Origin of the sequence: Microbacter sp. GSS18 (genome assembly GCA_029319145.1) — a bacterium.
Lineage (GTDB): Bacteria > Actinomycetota > Actinomycetes > Actinomycetales > Microbacteriaceae > Microbacterium.
The window spans coordinates 1936386-1953417 of the sequence record CP119753.1 but is presented as its reverse complement, the minus strand read 5'-3'; the positions used below and the strand labels follow the sequence as shown (position 1 = coordinate 1953417).

Sequence of the window (17032 nt, the reverse complement as noted above, 5' to 3'; positions counted from 1 at the left end):
GTGGTTGACTTGCCGGGGCGACCATTCGACCGCACCGCCGCGACACCGAGGAGCATCGTGACCCGAGCAAGACAGGACCGCCTGCTCGGCCTGCTCCTGCGCGACGGCGACTGGGTCACTGCCGGTTCGCTCGCCGACACCCTCGGGGTGACGCCGCGCAGCATCCGCTCCTACGTGACGGCGCTCAACGAGCGCGTGCCCGCCGGCGTCGCCGTCGAGTCGGGCCCCCACGGCTACCGCGCCGGAACGGATGCCGGAGCGGCGCTGCGCAGCGGGCAGAGTCCGTCGGGCACGCCGCGCGACCGGCTGCACACGCTCGTGCGCGCGCTCCTGGACGCTCCCGAGGGGATCGACGTCTTCGAGACCGCGGATGCCCTGTTCGTCAGCCCCGCCACCCTCGACGCCGATCTCGCGCGCGTGCGCGCGCTGCTGGGCGGCACCCGGCTCACGCTCGAGCGGTCGGCCTCGACCGCCCGGCTGCGCGGCACCGAGGCCGCGCAGCGGCGGCTGCTGTCCACGCTCGCGCACGACGAGATGGAGGCGGGCTCCTTCGACCTGGCGGCGCTGCGGCGCACCCTCGGCGCGGAGTCCGTCGGCGCCGCCGCGTTCGGCCCGTTCAAGGCGGACCTGGTCGCGCGACTGGGCGAGCTGGGGTACTTCGTCAATGAGTTCGGCATCGCGGACGTGCTGATGCACATCGCGATCGCGATCGACCGCGTCTCGCAGGACCGGCCGCTGGCCGCGACCGAGGAACCCGCATCCGATGCGCAGACCGAGGTCGTCGGCATCCTGGCCGAGCTCGTGACGCGCGACCTGGGCGTGGTCCTGGGCGCCGGCGACCTGCAGCACCTCGCGACGCTCGTGCTCACGCGCGTGGTCGCCCCCGGCGCCGGCGACACGGGCCGGCGCGACTCCACGCGTGCGGCGCTGGACGAGACCGTCGAGCGCGCGGTCCGCAAGACGGTGGAGCGCGCCGCTGCCGAGTTCCTCGTCGACATCGTCCACGAGGACTTCATCCTGCGGCTGGCGCTGCACGTGCAGAATCTGCGCCTGCGGGCGCGCGAGCAGGCGTGGTCGCGGAACCCTCTGACGCGCTCGCTGAAGTCGACGTATCCCATGATCTTCGAGGTGGCCGTCTACATCGCCAGCGAGCTGTCGGAGCGGCTCGACATTCCGCTCCTGGACGATGAGATCGCCTACATCGCGATGCACGTCGGCGGTCGGCTCGAGCGCAGCCGGCGCGGCGACCAGCTGCTGACCGCCACGATCGTGTGCCCCGGCTACTACGAGCTGCATGAGCTGCTGCGATCGAGCGTCGATCGGTCGCTCGGACAGGCGATCGAAGTGGTGGGCGTCGAGACGCGCGTCGACCCCGACTGGGACACGATCGGCACCGACCTGGTCCTGACCACGATCGACCCGGCCGTCTCGGGTGACAGATTCGTGCGGATCCAGCCGTTCCTCACCGACGGCGACGTCGAGCGCGTTCAGTCCGCGGCCGGGCGCATCCGCCGGGCGCGTCGCCTCGCCCGGCTGCGCACCGAGCTCGAGCGGTACTTCGACGCGTCGGCGTTCGTGACCGGACTCGACGCCTCCGGAGGTCCGGGGGCGGTGATCCGGCGCCTGGGCGACCTGCTGATCGCCCAAGGCGTGGTCGACGAGGCCTACGTCGAACGCGCGGTGCAGCGCGAGCAGCTGTCGTCGACCGCGTTCACGGATGCGCTGGCCGTCCCGCACGCGATCGGGATGACCGCCACCCGCACGGCCATCGCGATCGGCATCGCGGACGGGTCGCTCCCGTGGGGCGACGGGCGCGTGCAGGTGGTCGCGCTCGTGGCCTTCTCGGAGAGCGACCGCGAGGCCTTCCAGACGGTGTTCGAGCAGTTCGTCGAGGTCTTCAACGAGCGTGAGAGCGCGCAGCGGATCGTGCGTCGAGCGACGGACTTCCCGGGCTTCCTCGACGAGCTCGTCGCCGTCATCGACGGCTGATCGGCATCACCGTCGCGCGAGGCGCTCCGTGAGGCCCATCCGGACGGCGGGCCACTCGTGCGGGAGGATCGAGTACACGACCGTGTCGCGCAGCGTGCCGTCGGGCCCGAGCCGGTGATTGCGCAGCACGCCGTCCTGACGCGCGCCGAGCCGCTCGATCGCGGTCCGCGACTGGCGGTTGTGCCAGTGCGTGCGGAACTCCACGGCGATCGCATCGCAGCGCTCGAACGCGTGCCCGAGCAGCAGCAGCTTGGCGGCGGTGTTCACCGCCGTGCGCTGGGCGTCGACGCCGATCCAGGTGTGACCGATCTCGACGTGCCGGTTCTCCTGGTCGATGTTGCAGAAGGTGGTCATGCCGACGGCGCGCCCGGTGTCGAGGCGGCGCACCGCCCACGGATTCATGCCGCCGGAGGCATGCTGGCCGAGACGCCACGCGATCTCGTCGGGAACGGCTTCCGGACGGGGGACCGAGGTGTACCACGCGTGATCGAGACCCGCGGCGGCTGTGCCGAGATCCTCGCCGTGGTCGGCGGTGAGGGGCTCGAGCGCGACGACCTCGTTCGCGAGGGTGACCGGTTCGTTCAGCAGCACCCCTCGAGCGTACGGGGCGGGCGGCGCGCCGTCGCGCCGCCCGCGGGAGCGCCGTCAGCCGACGCGGGCCAGCAGCTCGCGGGTCTCCGCGACCAGCGCCTCGAGGCGGGCCCGCGCTTCGTCCGCGGTGTCGGCGCGGACATCGAGGTACGCCTTGAGCTTGGGCTCGGTTCCGCTGGGGCGCACGATGACGCGTGAGCCGTCGGTCAGCCAGTACCGCAGCACGTCACCGGGCGGCAGTCCGTCGACGCCGTCGCGAAGGTCGTCCGCGTGCTGGACCGGGACGTCGCCGATCGATTCGAGCGGCTTCTTGCGCAGCTTCTTCATCATGCGCCGGATCGTGTCGAGCTCCTCGACGCGGATCGAGATCTGGTCGCTGGCGAAGGCTCCGAACGTCGCCTCGAGCTCGTCCAGCAGGTCGCCGATCGACCGCCCGCGGCCGCGCGCCTCGGACGCGAGTCCCAGCATCGCCACCGCGGCGGAGATGCCGTCCTTGTCGCGCACGGTGTCGGGGTTCACGAGGTACCCCAGCGCCTCCTCGAACCCGAACACGATGCCGGGCGCCCGCGAGATCCACTTGAACCCGGTCAGTGTCGCGTAGAAGTCCAGCCCGTAGTGGCGGGCGATGACCTCGAGCCCCGGACTCGAAACGAGCGAACACGCCAGAGACGCCCCTTCGACGGGGCCCGCCTCGGCGGCCGTCCGCGCGGCGTGCCATCCCAGGAGAAGGCCGATCTGGTTGCCGGTGAGCCGCCTCCAACCTCCCTCGGCATCCGGGTCGGGCACCGCGACGGCGAGGCGGTCGGCGTCGGGGTCGTTGGCGATCACCAGCTCCGCCCCGACGTCGCTCGCCGTCTCGAACGCGAGGTCCATCGCGCCCGGCTCCTCGGGGTTGGGGAACGACACCGTCGGGAAGGTGGCGTCGGGCTGCGCCTGCGCTTCCACGAGCGTCGGCTGCGGATACCCGGCGGCCTCGAGCACCTTCGTGAAGGTCTCGAGCCCCACGCCGTGCATGGCGGTGTACACCCACGTCATGCCGGCAGCGCCCGTGGGGGCGGGGGCGACGGCGGCGGTGGCGGCGATGTACGCGTCGACGAGCTCTTCGGGCGCCTGTGAGAACGCGAGCGATCGCGGAAGCTTGGTGACATCGGCCTCGTCGGCCACGCGCTGGATGTGCGCGGCGATCTCGGCGTCGGCCGGCGGCACGATCTGGGCGCCCTCGTCCTCGCCGCCGAGGTAGACCTTGTAGCCGTTGTCGTCGGGCGGATTGTGACTGGCCGTGACCATGACGCCCGCGGCCGCGCCGAGATGACGCACGGCGAACGCCAGGACGGGCGTCGGCAGCAGGCGCGGCAGCAGCACGGCGCGCAGTCCGGCGCCGGCGAAGAGCTCCGCGGAATCCTTTGCGAACACGTCGGAGTTGCGCCGCCCGTCGTAGCCGACGACCACGAGCGGGCCCTCCGCGATCGCGGGTTCGCCGGCGGCGTGCGCCGGCTCCGGGGCGGCTTCGGCTCCGACCGCCGCCGCGGACGCATCGGGCCCCGCGCCGTCCTCGGGCGTCCAGTCCTCGCCGGCCGTGTCGTCGGTCGACCCGGCGTCCTCGGGCGCCGCATCCTCGGTCGCGTGATCCCCGGTCTCGGCGCCCGGCGGCTCGGCGTCCTCGTAGTCCACGTCCTCCGGGCCGGTGCCGGCCGGCGTCTCCTCGTCGGCATCCGCGTCGTCCTCGGGAGCGTCGGATGCCCCGGCGTCGCCGGCCTTCTCGAGCAGGTAGGCCGCCAGCCCCGCCGCGGCCTGAGCCACGAGCACGCGGTTCATGCGATTGCTGCCGGCCCCGAGGGCGCCGCGCAGTCCCGCGGTGCCGAAGGCCAGCCGCGTGCCGAACCGGTCGTCGAGGACCGCCGTCGCGTCGGCGTCGCCGCCCTCGGCGGCCTCGAGGATGGCGCGCAGCTCGGTGCGCGTCTCGCCATCGGGGTCCTGGGCGAGCCACGCCTGCGCACGGGCGATCATCTCGAACGCGTGGGTGCCGGCCTCGATGCTCGTCTGCCCGGTCCGCGGCTCGTCGCCGTCCCAGCCGTCCATCACAGCGCCTCGATCACGCGAGCCAGCAGCGACGAGATCACCGGCTCGGCCTCACGGCCGGCGTCGATGACCTCCTGATGACTCAGCGGGGTGGTCTGGATGCCGGCGGCCATGTTCGTGATGAGCGAGAAGCCCAGGATCTCCATGCCGGCCTGCCGTGCCGCGATCGCCTCCAGCGCGGTCGACATCCCCACGATGTCGCCGCCGATCGTCCCCGCCATCCGCACCTCGGCGGGTGTCTCGTACTGGGGCCCGCGGAACTGGCAGTAGACGCCCTCGTCGAGCGTCGGGTCGATCGTGCGCGCGAGGTCGCGCAGGCGCATCGCGTACAGATCCGTCAGATCGACGAACGTCGCGCCCTCGAGGGGCGAGTCGCCGGTGAGGTTGATGTGGTCGGCGATGAGCACCGGCTGACCCGGGCGCCACGATCGCTTGATGCCGCCGGCGCCGTTGGTGAGCACCATCGTCTTCGCGCCCGTCGCGGCCGCGGTGCGGACGCTGTGGACGACGCGACGGACGCCGTGGCCCTCGTAGTAGTGGGTGCGCGCGCCGATGACCAGCACGTGCTTGCCGCGTGGCGTGGCGATGCTGCGCAGGGTTCCGACGTGACCCTCGAGCGCCGGCTTGCTGAAGCCGGTGATCTCGGTCGCGGGGATCGTCGCGGTGACCTCGCCGAGCAGTTCGGCGGCCTTGCCCCAGCCGCTGCCGAGCGTGAGGGCGATGTCGTGGTGGGCGACGCCGGTGATCCGTGCGATGTCTGCGGCGGCGTCCGCCGCGATCTCGAACGGGTCGGCAGCGGGGTCGTCCAGCGGACTGTCGTGCGTGTCGGACATGCCACCACTCTAGGAATGCGGGCCTCCGATGGCCAGAGACGACACCCCGGGGAGCGCGCGGCGCGTCGAACAGGGAACAATGGGGAGCATGGCCCTGAGCTTCGAGCGCACGCAGTCGGTCGCGATCATCGGCGGCGGTCCCGGTGGATACGAGGCGGCGCTCGCCGCGGCGCAGCTGGGCGCCGAGGTGACCCTCGTCGAACGCGCCGGCGTCGGCGGCTCGGCCGTCATCACCGACGTCGTGCCGTCGAAGTCCCTCATCGCGACGGCGGACGCCGCCGTCGCGATCTCCGGCGCGAGCGACCTCGGGGTGCAGCTCTTCGCGCGCGGCGACACCGGCAGGCCTCTCAAGCCCGAGATCGCGATCAACCTGGGTGCCGTCAACAAGAGACTCCTCTCCCTGGCGCGCCAGCAGTCCGACGACATGCGCGCGTCGCTCGTGGAGGCGGGCGTGCGTCTCATCTCGGGTCAGGGGCGCCTCGACGGGCCGGGCGCCGTCGTCGTCTCGACCGGCCCGGGCGGCACCGACTTCGACCGCATCGAGGCCGACACGCTGGTGGTGTCGGTCGGCGCGTCGCCGCGCGAGCTGCCGAGCGCCAAGCCCGACGGCGAGCGGATCCTCACGTGGACCCAGCTGTACGACATGCCGGCCCTGCCCGAGCATCTCATCGTCGTCGGCTCGGGCGTCACCGGCGCCGAGTTCGCCGGCGCGTATATGAATCTCGGCGCGAAGGTGACGCTCGTCTCCAGCCGCGACCAGGTGCTCCCCGGCGAGGACAAGGACGCCGCAGCCGTGCTCGAGAAGGTCTTCAAGCGCGGCGGCATGACGCTGCTGTCGAAGTCGCGCGCCTCGACCGTCGAGCGCGACGGCGACGGCGTGAAGGTGACCCTCTCGGACGGCCGCGTCGTCGAGGGCAGCCACTGCCTCATGGCGGTCGGCTCGATCCCCAACACCGCAGGCATCGGGCTCGAGGAGGCGGGCGTCCAGATGACCGAGTCGGGCCACATCCAGGTGAACAAGGTCGCTCGCACGTCGGTGCCGAACATCTACGCCGCCGGCGACTGCACCACCTTCTTCCCGCTGGCGTCGGTGGCGTCGATGCAGGGCCGCACCGCGATCTTCCACGCCCTCGGCGACACCGTGATCCCGCTCGAGAAGCGACGCATCACGTCGAACATCTTCACGGCGCCCGAGATCGCCTCGGTCGGCTGGCAGGAGCACCACCTCGAGGCCGGGCACATCAACGGCGTCGTGCACAAGCTGCCGCTGGCCGCCAACGCCCGCGCGAAGATGATGGGCGTCAAGGACGGCTTCGTCAAGCTCATCGCGCGCGAGGGGTCGGGCACCATGATCGGCGGCGTCATCGTCGGTCCCCGTGCCTCGGAGCTCATCTATCCGGTCGCGATCGCCGTCGAGCGGCGCCTGACCGTCGACCAGCTCTCGCGCGTGTTCGCGGTGTACCCGTCGCTGACGGGCGGCATCACCGACGTCGCGCGCGCGATGCATCCGGTCGACCGCGACGAACCCGAGGACTGAACGCGGATGCCGGCGGCCCCGGCATCCGCTCCCGGAAGCGGGGTCAGCTGATCGTCAGCAGTAGGTGCCCGGCCGACACCGTGGTGCCCGCCGCTGCGCCGATCGCGCCGACGACGCCGTCCTTGTGGGCCTGGATGGGCTGCTCCATCTTCATCGCCTCGAGGACCACGACCAGGTCTCCCTTGACGACCTGCTGGCCTTCGTCGACGGCGATCTTGACCACCGTGGCCTGCATGGGGCTCTTGACCGCGTCGCCCGACGCGCCCGCGACGACGGTCGGCGCGTGGGTCCGGCGCGACGGCGGCACCGCCGCGGGGCGCCCCTTGACGCCGGGGGCCGCGACGACGCGGTCGGGAAGGCTCACCTCGAGCCGCTTGCCGGCGACCTCGACGACGACGGTGTGGCGCGCCTCGGCGGGCTTGGGCGCCTCGAGCTCGCCGTCCCACGGCGCGATGTCGTTGACGAACTCGGTCTCGATCCAGCGCGTGAACACGCCGAAGTCGCCGTCCGCCGCCACGTACGCGGGGTCGCGCACGACCTTGCGGTGGAAGGGCAGGACCGTGGGGAGCCCGGCGACCTCGAACTCGTCCAGCGCGCGGCGGGAGCGCTCGAGCGCCTCGGCGCGGTCGCGGCCGGTGACGATGATCTTGCCCAGCAGCGAGTCGAAGGCGCCCGAGACGGCGTCGCCGGCGGTGACGCCGGAGTCCAGACGGATGCCGGGGCCGCCGAACGTCTTGAACACGTGGATCGGGCCGGGCTGGGGGAGGAAGCCCCGCCCGGGGTCCTCGCCGTTGATGCGGAACTCGATCGAGTGCCCCTCGGGCTTCGGGTCCTCGTAGTCGAGGATGCCGCCCTCGGCGAGCCGGAACTGCTCGCGGACGAGGTCGATGCCGGTGACCTCCTCGGACACCGGGTGCTCCACCTGCAGACGCGTGTTGACCTCGAGGAACGAGATGGTGCCGTCGGCCCCGATGAGGAACTCGCACGTGCCCGCGCCGACGTAGCCGACCTCGCGCAGGATCGCCTTGGACGCGGTGTAGAGGATCTCGTTCTGCTCGTCGCTCAGGAACGGCGCGGGGGCCTCCTCGACGAGCTTCTGGTGGCGGCGCTGCAGCGAGCAGTCGCGCGTGGAGACCACGACGACGTTGCCCTCGACGTCGGCGAGGCACTGCGTCTCGACGTGGCGCGGCTTGTCGAGGTACTTCTCGACGAAGCACTCGCCGCGGCCGAAGGCCGTGATCGCCTCGCGCGTGGCCGACTCGAAGAGCTCGGCGACCTCGTCGAACTCGCGGGCCACCTTCAGTCCGCGTCCGCCCCCGCCGTAGGCGGCCTTGATCGCGATGGGGAGGCCGTGCTCCTCGGCGAACGCGACGACCTCGTCGGCGCCCGCGACCGGGCCGGGCGTTCCCGGGGCCAGCGGCGCGCCGACCTTCTCGGCGACGTGACGTGCCGTGACCTTGTCGCCCAGGGCCTCGATGGCCTCGGGGCTCGGGCCGATCCACACGAGCCCGGCGTTCAGAACCGCTCGCGCGAACTCGGCGTTCTCGGCCAGGAAGCCGTAGCCGGGGTGCACGGCATCCGCGCCCGAGCGGCGGGCGACCGAGAGGATCTTGTCGATCGAGAGGTACGTCTCGGCGCTCGTGTCGCCGTCGAGCGCATAGGCCTCGTCGGCGAGACGGGTGTGGAGGGCGTCGCGATCCTGATCGGCGTAGACGGCGACCGAGGCCTTGCCGGCGTCGCGCGCGGCTCGGATGACACGGACGGCGATCTCGCCGCGGTTGGCGATGAGCACCTTGGCGATCTGAGGCATGAATGTCAGCCTACCGACGGGATCGGTCGGTCCTTTGACTGGTTCGTACAAGAACCGGCCAGAAACGTGGGATTCCTACGACAAGGATTCCGGCGCGCTACCGGGACGTCTGGGGGACGGTCTCGTCTGCTTCGTGCGCGAGCGACGGGTCGAGCGAGTTCCACAGCGACGTCCAGTCGACGCCGAGCTCGCGCACGAGCGCGCGCAGCGTCGAGACCGACATGCCCACGACGGTGGAGGGGTCCCCCTCGACGCGCGTGATGAACGCGCCGCCCAGGCTGTCGACCGTGAACGCACCGGCGACGTGGAGCGGCTCGCCGCTGTCGACGTACCGATCGATCTCGGCGTCGGAGATGTCGTCGGCGAACGTCACCGAGGCGGCGGCGACCGCGTGCACCTCGTGCGGCGCGGCGCCGGGCGACACCCGGACGACCGCGTGGCCGGAGTGCAGGACGCCGGTGCGCCCGCGCATGGCGTGCCAGCGCGCGACGGCGTTGTCGGCGGTGAGCGGCTTGCCGAGGACCTGTCCGTCGATCTCGAACATCGAGTCCCCGCCGATGACGATGCCGTCGAAGTCGGGGATGTCGTCGGCGAGCCGCGCGGCGACGTCGGCGGCCTTGCGCCTGGCCAGCAGCAGGACGTGCTCGTCCGGCGCGAGGACGCGGGCCTCGGCCTCTTCGACGGCGGCGATGACGGCCTCCTCGTCGACCGCGGGGGCGACCGTGAGGGGGCGGATGCCGAACTGCCTCAGCAGCATGAGCCGGGCGGGCGACGTGGAGGCGAGGCAGACGCGCATGCATCCCACCGTAGGCTCAACATGTGACCGAATCGACCGCCGGCCCCGGCGACCTCATCGACCTCGACATCACCGATGTCGCCCACGGCGGCGTCTTCGTGGGCCGGCACGAGGGCCGCGTGGTCTTCGTCCCGGACGCGATCCCCGGCGAGCGGGTGCGCGTGCGGCTGACCGACACCGGCAAGAAGTCGTTCTGGCGGGGCGAGACCCTCGAGGTCCTCGATGCCTCGCCCCACCGCCGCCCGCACGTGTGGGCTCCCGCCGACGTGTCCGTGCCCCCCGCCGATCGCCCCGGCGGCGCGGACTTCGGCCACATCGATCTCGCCCATCAGCGAGAGCTGAAGCTCCACGTGCTGCGCGACGCGCTCGAGCGGATCGGTGGACTTCGGGACCTCGAGGCGTCGATCGAGGAGGCGAGCCCGATCCTCGGCGGAGCAGGCGAGGTGATCGCCGCTGAGAGCCCCGACGGCACCGGGTGGCGCACCCGGCTGAGCCTGCACGTCGACGACGACGGCCGCGTCGGTCCGTACGCCGCGCGCAGCCACCGCGTGATCGCCGTCGACGGCATGCCCCTCGCCACGCACGGGATCGAGTCCGCCATGACCGGATTGGGCGCCGGCCGGCCCGGGCGGATCGATCTCGTCCAGCCCGACGACGGCCGCGTCCGCGTCCTGCCCCGGCCACGGCATCTCGGGCGCGGCAGCGGTCCCCGCAGCAAGGCGGTCCGCGAGACGGTGATCGAGCGCGCCGGCGGCCGCGCCTTCCGCGTCGACGCCGGCGGGTTCTGGCAGGTCCACCGCCTCGCCGCCCACAACCTGGTGGAGCGGACCGGCCGGGCGCTGCGCGGCGCCGGCGTCCCCGCCGACCCGGACGCGTGGCACCTCGACCTGTACGGCGGCGTCGGGCTGCTCGCGACGGCGATCGGCGACTGGGCGGGGGAGTCCGTCCGGCTCACCAGCGTGGAGAGCGATGTGCGGGCCACCGAGCACGCGGGCGAGAACCTCGCCGAGTGGATCGGCGCCCGCGCCGAGACCGAGCGCGTCGATCGGTGGCTGGCGCGTCTGGAGCAGACGGCCTCGCCGCGCGACCGCGAGCGCGTGGCCCGCGGCGCTGTCGTACTGGATCCGCCGCGGTCGGGTGCCGGTCGGGATGTCGTGGAGAGCCTCGCGCGGCTGTCTCCCGCCGCGATCGTCTACGTCGCCTGCGATCCGGTCGCCCTCGCCCGGGACCTCGCGACGTTCCGGGACGCGGGGTACGAGACGGATGCCGTGCGCGCGGTGGACCTGTTCCCCCACTCGCACCACCTGGAGGCGATCGCCGTGATCACCCGCACCGGGACGCGAAGCTAGAGTGGCCGCTATGACGCGGGTCGCCCTGATCGACGACCACGAGTCCGTGCGCCTCGGACTCGAGGCCGCGTGCGTGCGCACGCGGGACCAGGAGGTGGTGTTCTCGGGGAGCACGGTGGTCGACTACCTGCGGTGGCGGGCCGACACCGGCGCCCCGCCCGCGGACGTCGTCGTGCTCGACCTGACGCTGGGTGACGGCACGACGGTGACGGGCAACGTCGGCCACCTCGTCCACGACGGATCGAGCGTCATCATCCACAGCGTCGCCGATCGTCCGGCAGCCGTGCGCGAGGCGCTGGCCGCCGGGGCCGCCGGCGTCGTGAGCAAGGCCTCGCCCATCGACGACGTGACTGCCGCCGTGCGCACCGTCGCGCGCGGCGACCTGCTGAACAACGTCGAGTGGGCCAGCGCCGTGGAGGGCGACCGCGAGTTCGCCGACGCCCAGCTGTCCGCGCGCGAGCGCGACGTGCTCCGCCTGTACGCCGCCGGGCTCCCGCTCAAGGTCGTCGCCGATCGGCTCGGGGTGGCGTATTCCACCGCCAAGGAGAACATCACCCGCATCCGCGTGAAGTACGTCGAGGTCGGCCGTCCCGCCCCGACCAAGGTCGACCTGCTGCGCCGCGCCATGGAGGACGGCCTGCTGTCGGAGTCCGGCGGCGATCCGGGGAGCTCACGCGGTGCCCGCTGACGGCTCCGCACCGCTGCTCGACCGCGCGTGGACGCAGATCCCGTCGGCCGGGCGAGACCCGCGCGTCCCCGCCGGCTCGTTCACCCGAGCGCGCGTCGAGCGCATCATCGACGTCGTCGCGGCGTTCGGCTCTGTGGTGCTGGGGACCCAATCGCTGCTGATCGCGATCGGCAGCTCGGTCGACGAGCCCTGGTTCAAGCAGCCGCTGCTGATGACCACGTTCGCGCTGCTGGCGATCATGATCGTGGCCTGCAGCGTGGGTCGCGCCGTCCGGGTGACGGCGGGCGCCTTCGCGGTCGGCTTCGTGCTCGCGCTGACCCTGTGGCCGCTGTCGCCGTCGGCGGCGCTGCCCGAGCCCGAACCGTGGATCTGGTACCTCGTGAACATCGCCACGCTCGCGGCGGTGCTGGCCTTCCCGTTCCCGCTGCAGATCGTCTGGACGGTGCTCACGCCGGTCCTGTACGGCGTCGTGCGGATCATCAGCAGCGACTTCGACGCCGAGCTCGGCTTCATCGTCGCGCTGGACGTGTCGTTCGCCCTCATCCTCGGCGGCGTGCTGCTGGCGCTGGGGTGGCTGTTCCGCGCGGTCGCGGCCAATGTGGATGCGACGCGCGCGCAGGCCGTCGACGTGTACGCGCGCGCGGCGGCGGGCGACGCCGCGGAGCAGGAGCGGGTCGCGATCGCCGCCCTGATGCACGACAGCGTCCTGGCCGCGCTGATCGCCGCCGAACGCGCCGACTCCGAGCGGGCGCGCACACTCGCGGTCGCGATGGCCCGCGAGGCGCTGTCGGGCCTCGCCACCACCGAGCAGACCTCCGGGGAAGGCAGGGACGAGCCGCAGGACGCCGCGCTGATCGCTGAGGACATCGAGGCCGCCGCCGCCGAGATGGGGGTGGATCTGCACGTGGCCCGCTCGGTCTCGTTCGCCACGATGATCCTGCCCGGACACGTCGCCGAGGCGATCACCCTCGCCGCCGCGCAGGCCGTGGCCAACGCCGTCGAGCATGCCGGCGCCGAGGGGCTCCAGGTCAGTCTCGACCCCGTCCGCTCCGGCATCCGGGTCGAGGTGCGCGATCGCGGCACCGGCTTCGACCTCGACACCGTGCCGGACGACCGGCTCGGCATCCGCGGCTCGATCATCGCGCGCATGGCGTCGATCGGCGGCGTCGCGCGCATCAGCAGCGACGCCGACGGGACTCTCGTGCGGCTGGTGTGGCGGGAAGGGGCGGCGTCGTGATCAGCGTCCGCACCATGCTCATCGGCCTCGGCTTCGCCTTCACCGCCTACCTCGCCGCGCGCGGGCTGTGGTGGAGCCGGCCCGTGCCCTACCCGCTGCTGGTCGTCGTGGCCCTCATCGGATACCTCGCCACGACGTGGCTGTGCCTGTTCTGGGAGCCTGTGCGCCGACCGCGCGCGGCCGCGGCGGCGCGCCAGGGCGACGATCTGCCCCTCACGTCGGGGTCTCGCGGACCGGTGATCCTGCCCCGCTCCGCCGCGATCCTGGCGGTGGTGACGGCGGCGCTGATCCCGTCGGCGATCTCGCTCGCCGTGGGCCCGTACGGCCGCGAGGAGTCCTTCGCGACGTGGTACCTCGGTGGGATCGGCGCGCTCATGACGATCGTCATGGTGCGCCGGCGGCCGTGGTTCGCGTGGTCCGGCATCGCGCTGCTGGCCGTGTCGTCGATGGTCCTGATGGGTCCGCTCGAGGCCCTGTCGCTCGGCCTCGTGGGCTCGGTGGTGTGGGTCGCGGCCGCGCAGCTGCTGGTGCGCTCGATGGACCGGGCGGCACGGGACACCGCGCGGCTGGCTCAGCTGCAGCGCGCCGCGTCGGCCTGGCAGGCCTCTCACGTGGTGCGGCAGCGCGAGCGGCGCGTGCAGGTGCAGCGTGCCCTCGCGGTGGCCGGTCCCATCCTCACGCGCGTGATCGCCGCGTCGGGGCGGCTCACCGACGACGAGCGGCTCGAGGCGCGGCTGGCCGAAGGGCGCCTGCGCGACGAGCTGCGCGGCCCCCGGCTGCTCGACGACGGCGTGCGCGCCGAGCTCGATCGCGCCCGCCGCCGGGGCGCCACGGTCACGGTCCTGGACGAGGGCGGCCTCGAGGCCCTGGACGAGGACGAGCTCGTCGACATCCGCGCGCGGCTGGCCGAGACGCTGCGCGCGGCCAGCTCGGACCGGCTGTACATCCGAACATCCCCGCACGCGGACGTCGCGGTCACCGTCGTCGGGCGCTCCGACTCCGAAGAGGGCATGAGCGACGAGGACGCCGTGGACCTGTGGCAGGAGATCCCCCGACCGCCTGCGGCCTGATCGCGCCGCAGCGGGAGGGAAATCGCTCCCCGTCCCGGTGGGGGAGGGGAACCAGGACGGGGAGCGGTGTCGGAAGAGGCGAGGGGCGGCGAAGCCGCCCGCCCCTCGCCTGGCGGAGCGGTTACCCGAAAACCGTCCGCAAAGGGCCGAACCTGTTGCTGTCCGTGCAGCGGAGAGCAGGTCAGCCGAACGCTGATGCGTTCCAGCAATAATCAGTAAACCCCACCGCAGGAGGTTCGTCTGTAGGTATTTCGGGGGACAAATATCCCCCTCCCGGCCCGTGAGCGGGGTTCAGCAGGTCCAGGGACCCCACCCGAGCTCGCGCCGCAGGGGCTCGCGGAGGCTGCGCTGCGACACCGACCACGCACTGCGGCGCGCGGGCTCGTCGGCGACGGCGGTCTCGGCCTCGGTGACGTACGCCTCGCTGACGACGGCCACGAGGGCGGCCAGCTCGTCGTCCGTGGGGCTGCCGCGCCGCACGTCGACGCGCACGCCCGCGCCCTGCTCGAGCTCGTCGGCGCTCACAGCGGGATGTTCCCGTGCTTCTTGGGCGGCAGGCTCGCGCGCTTGCCGCGCAGGGCCCGCAGCGACTTCGCGATCGACACGCGCGTGGCCGCCGGCTCGATGATGCCGTCGAGCTCGCCGCGCTCGGCGGCCAGGAACGGCGAGGCGACGTTGTAGGTGTACTCGTTGGCGAGGCGCGTGCGGACAGCGGCGACGTCCTCGCCGGCCTCCTCGGCGCGCTTGATCTCGCCTCGATAGAGGATGTTGACCGCTCCCTGGCCCCCCATGACGGCGATCTCGGCGGTCGGCCACGCGAGGTTGATGTCGGCGCCCAGCTGCTTCGAGCCCATCACGATGTAGGCGCCGCCGTAGGCCTTGCGCAGGATCACCGTCACCAGCGGCACCGTCGCCTCGGCATACGCGTACAGCAGCTTCGCGCCGCGGCGGATGACGCCGGTCCATTCCTGGTCGGTGCCGGGAAGATAGCCGGGAACGTCGACGAGGGTGACGATCGGCACCGAGAAGGCGTCGCAGAACCGCACGAACCGGCTCGCCTTCTCGCCGGCGTCGATGTTGAGCGTGCCGGCCATCTGCGAGGGCTGGTTGGCGATGATGCCGACCGTGCGGCCCTCGACGCGGCCGAAGCCGATGACGATGTTCGGGGCGAACAGCGGCTGCACCTCGAGGAAGTCCTCGGCGTCGACGACGTGGCGGATGACGTCGTGGATGTCGTAGGGCTGGTTCGGCGAGTCGGGGATGATCGTGTTCAGCACGCGATCGGCATCCGTCGTCTCGAACTCGAACTCCGTCTCGTAGACGGGCAGCTCCGACATGTTGTTGTCGGGGAGGAAGCCCAGCAGGGTGCGGACGTAGTCGATCGCGTCGTCCTCGTCCTCGGCGAGGTAGTGCGCGACGCCCGAGCGCGTGTTGTGCGTGTGCGCGCCGCCGAGCTCCTCCATGCCGACGTCCTCGCCGGTGACGGTCTTGATGACGTCGGGGCCGGTGACGAACATCTGGCTGGTCTTGTCGACCATCACGACGAAGTCGGTGAGCGCGGGCGAGTACACCGCGCCGCCGGCTGCGGGGCCCATGATGATGGAGATCTGCGGGATCACGCCCGAGGCGGCGGTGTTCAGGCGGAAGATCTCACCGTACTTGCCGAGCGCGACGACGCCCTCCTGGATGCGGGCGCCGCCGGAGTCGAGGATGCCGATGCACGGCATGCCGTCGCGCATCGCGAACTCCATGATCTTGATGATCTTCTCGCCGGCGACCTCGCCGAGGGAGCCGCCGAAGGTCGTGAAGTCCTGGGCGTACACCGCGACGGTGCGGCCGTGGATCGTGCCGACGCCCGTGACGACCGAGTCGCCGTAGGGGCGGGTGCGGTCCATGCCGAACGCCGTCGTCCGGTGACGCACGTACTCGTCGAACTCGACGAAGGATCCCTGGTCCACGAGCAGCTCGATGCGCTCGCGGGCGGTGAGCTTGCCCTTGGCGTGCTGCTTGTCCTGCGAGATCTTCTCGGCGTCGACGACGGCTTCCTCGTAACGCTTGCGGAGATCGGCGATCTTGCCGGCGGTCGAGGACAGATCGGGCTCATGGGTCACGCGTTCCACCCTAGCGAGCGCGCCCCCGCAACGGTTGGAGGGTTCGCACAAGGGCTGACGCCATCCGCTGTGGACCGCTGCCGTCCGGCGGTCGTGGTCGTAACGTGGGCGCATGGCCGTCTCCGCCGATTCCCTGCCCCTCACGCGCCGCGTGAGCCCCCGCGTCGAGGTCCTGGCGTCGACCGGCTCGACCAACGCCGACCTGGTCGCCCTCGTCGGCGCCGCCCCGGATGCCTGGCCCCACCTGTCGGTGCTCCTCACCGACGACCAGCGGGCGGGCCGCGGTCGCCTGGACCGGGTGTGGAAGGCTCCGGCCGGAACGGCCCTGGCCGTCTCTGTGCTGCTGCGCGTCGCCGAGCTGCCCGCCGCCGCGCGAGGCTGGCTCCCGCTCGCCGCCGGAGCGGCGATGACGCGCGCGGTCGCCGCGCAGTCGGCGACCGCGCCCGTGCGGGCGCGACTGAAGTGGCCCAACGACGTGCTGCTGTTCGATCATCGGCTCCCCGACGATCCGGGCCGAAAGCTGTGCGGCATCCTCGCGGAGGTCGTCGCCGTGGACCCGGATGCCGTCGTGATCGGTGCGGGCGTGAACACCGCGATGAGCGCCGACCAGCTGCCGGTCGACACCGCCGTGTCGCTCCAGGTGGTCGGCCTCGACGCCGACATCGACCGCCTGCTGGCGGACTACCTGCGCGATCTCGACGAGCAGCTGCGCGCGCTCGTGGCGGCGGGCGGCGATGCCCGCGAGGCCGGCGTGCACGCCGCCGTCACCCGCCTGTGCGTCACGATCGGCGAGCGGGTGAAGGCGAGCCTGCCGGACGGTGAGACGCTCGTCGGCACCGCCGTCGAGCTCGATCCCGACGGACGCCTCGTCGTCGCCGACGATGCCGGGAAGCGCACCGCGGTGGGGGCGGGGGACGTCGTCCACGTGCGGTGACACTCCGT

The 17032-nt window shown here is 72.4% G+C and carries 14 protein-coding genes; 7 read left to right on the top strand and 7 right to left on the bottom strand.

Annotation, left to right across the window (positions count from 1 at the left end; genetic code table 11):
• Window positions 1–57: 57 nt before the first annotated feature.
• Window positions 58–1989, top strand: a complete 1932-nt coding sequence (locus P0L94_09150; GenBank protein ID WES66230.1) for a PTS sugar transporter subunit IIA — start codon at window positions 58–60, stop codon at window positions 1987–1989.
• A gap of 6 nt (window positions 1990–1995) precedes the next feature.
• Here the strand turns inward: P0L94_09150 and P0L94_09145 are convergent, their stop codons facing one another.
• Genes P0L94_09145 through P0L94_09135 form a run of 3 tightly spaced genes read right to left on the bottom strand, consistent with a single transcriptional unit; the run spans window position 1996 to window position 5492 of the window.
• Window positions 1996–2580 carry a GNAT family protein gene (locus P0L94_09145; protein WES66229.1) on the bottom strand — a complete coding sequence of 195 codons (585 nt, stop codon included), beginning with the start codon at window positions 2578–2580 and terminating at the stop codon, window positions 1996–1998.
• Between the two features lie 54 nt (window positions 2581–2634).
• Complete coding sequence (locus P0L94_09140) at window positions 2635–4659, bottom strand: phospho-sugar mutase (protein ID WES66228.1); 2025 nt, start codon at window positions 4657–4659, stop codon at window positions 2635–2637.
• On the bottom strand, window positions 4659–5492 hold the full coding sequence (locus P0L94_09135) for a purine-nucleoside phosphorylase (GenBank protein WES66227.1): 834 nt from the start codon (window positions 5490–5492) through the stop codon (window positions 4659–4661). The genes P0L94_09140 and P0L94_09135 overlap by 1 nt, the downstream gene beginning before the upstream one ends.
• A gap of 88 nt (window positions 5493–5580) precedes the next feature.
• On the opposite strand from P0L94_09135, the gene P0L94_09130 reads away from it, so the two are divergent.
• The gene (locus tag P0L94_09130) at window positions 5581–7029 is read left to right on the top strand and encodes an NAD(P)H-quinone dehydrogenase (protein WES66226.1); all 1449 of its coding nucleotides are present in this window, start codon (window positions 5581–5583) and stop codon (window positions 7027–7029) included.
• A gap of 43 nt (window positions 7030–7072) precedes the next feature.
• Here the strand turns inward: P0L94_09130 and P0L94_09125 are convergent, their stop codons facing one another.
• Window positions 7073–8839: a biotin carboxylase N-terminal domain-containing protein gene (locus P0L94_09125; GenBank protein WES66225.1), complete on the bottom strand. Its 1767-nt coding sequence runs from the start codon at window positions 8837–8839 to the stop codon at window positions 7073–7075.
• A 97-nt stretch (window positions 8840–8936) separates the two neighbouring features.
• Window positions 8937–9635, bottom strand: a complete 699-nt coding sequence (locus P0L94_09120) for a Maf family protein (GenBank protein WES66224.1) — start codon at window positions 9633–9635, stop codon at window positions 8937–8939.
• A gap of 23 nt (window positions 9636–9658) precedes the next feature.
• Here P0L94_09120 and P0L94_09115 point away from each other — a divergent pair, with 23 nt between their 5' ends.
• Genes P0L94_09115 through P0L94_09100 form a run of 4 tightly spaced genes read left to right on the top strand, consistent with a single transcriptional unit; the run spans window position 9659 to window position 13979 of the window.
• Window positions 9659–10984: a hypothetical protein gene (locus P0L94_09115; protein ID WES66223.1), complete on the top strand. Its 1326-nt coding sequence runs from the start codon at window positions 9659–9661 to the stop codon at window positions 10982–10984.
• Between the two features lie 10 nt (window positions 10985–10994).
• Window positions 10995–11672 (top strand): response regulator, encoded by a 678-nt coding sequence (locus P0L94_09110; GenBank protein ID WES66222.1) that lies wholly within the window; start codon window positions 10995–10997, stop codon window positions 11670–11672.
• The gene (locus P0L94_09105) at window positions 11662–12909 is read left to right on the top strand and encodes an ATP-binding protein (protein ID WES66221.1); all 1248 of its coding nucleotides are present in this window, start codon (window positions 11662–11664) and stop codon (window positions 12907–12909) included. The genes P0L94_09110 and P0L94_09105 overlap by 11 nt, the downstream gene beginning before the upstream one ends.
• Entirely contained in the window at window positions 12906–13979 is a 1074-nt protein-coding gene (locus P0L94_09100; protein WES66220.1) for a hypothetical protein, read from the top strand. Before P0L94_09105 ends, P0L94_09100 begins: the two co-directional genes overlap by 4 nt.
• Window positions 13980–14270: 291 nt before the next feature.
• Here the strand turns inward: P0L94_09100 and P0L94_09095 are convergent, their stop codons facing one another.
• Both P0L94_09095 and P0L94_09090 read right to left on the bottom strand, forming a co-directional pair.
• Window positions 14271–14504: an acyl-CoA carboxylase subunit epsilon gene (locus P0L94_09095; protein ID WES66219.1), complete on the bottom strand. Its 234-nt coding sequence runs from the start codon at window positions 14502–14504 to the stop codon at window positions 14271–14273.
• Window positions 14501–16090 (bottom strand): acyl-CoA carboxylase subunit beta, encoded by a 1590-nt coding sequence (locus P0L94_09090; GenBank protein WES66218.1) that lies wholly within the window; start codon window positions 16088–16090, stop codon window positions 14501–14503. Before P0L94_09090 ends, P0L94_09095 begins: the two co-directional genes overlap by 4 nt.
• A gap of 112 nt (window positions 16091–16202) precedes the next feature.
• Here P0L94_09090 and P0L94_09085 point away from each other — a divergent pair, with 112 nt between their 5' ends.
• Window positions 16203–17024: a biotin--[acetyl-CoA-carboxylase] ligase gene (locus tag P0L94_09085; GenBank protein WES66217.1), complete on the top strand. Its 822-nt coding sequence runs from the start codon at window positions 16203–16205 to the stop codon at window positions 17022–17024.
• The last annotated feature ends 8 nt before the right edge of the window (window positions 17025–17032 follow it).

Excerpts from the sequence above, each read along its gene's own strand:
- P0L94_09120 (WES66224.1), bottom strand. The coding sequence starts at position 9,635 with ATGCGCGTCTGCCTCGCCTCCACGTCGCCCGCCCGGCTCATGCTGCTG.
- P0L94_09110 (WES66222.1), top strand. The coding sequence starts at position 10,995 with ATGACGCGGGTCGCCCTGATCGACGACCACGAGTCCGTGCGCCTCGGA.
- P0L94_09130 (WES66226.1), top strand. The coding sequence starts at position 5,581 with ATGGCCCTGAGCTTCGAGCGCACGCAGTCGGTCGCGATCATCGGCGGC.
- P0L94_09125 (WES66225.1), bottom strand. The coding sequence starts at position 8,839 with ATGCCTCAGATCGCCAAGGTGCTCATCGCCAACCGCGGCGAGATCGCC.
- P0L94_09140 (WES66228.1), bottom strand. The coding sequence starts at position 4,659 with ATGGACGGCTGGGACGGCGACGAGCCGCGGACCGGGCAGACGAGCATC.
- P0L94_09085 (WES66217.1), top strand. The coding sequence starts at position 16,203 with ATGGCCGTCTCCGCCGATTCCCTGCCCCTCACGCGCCGCGTGAGCCCC.
- P0L94_09135 (WES66227.1), bottom strand. The coding sequence starts at position 5,492 with ATGTCCGACACGCACGACAGTCCGCTGGACGACCCCGCTGCCGACCCG.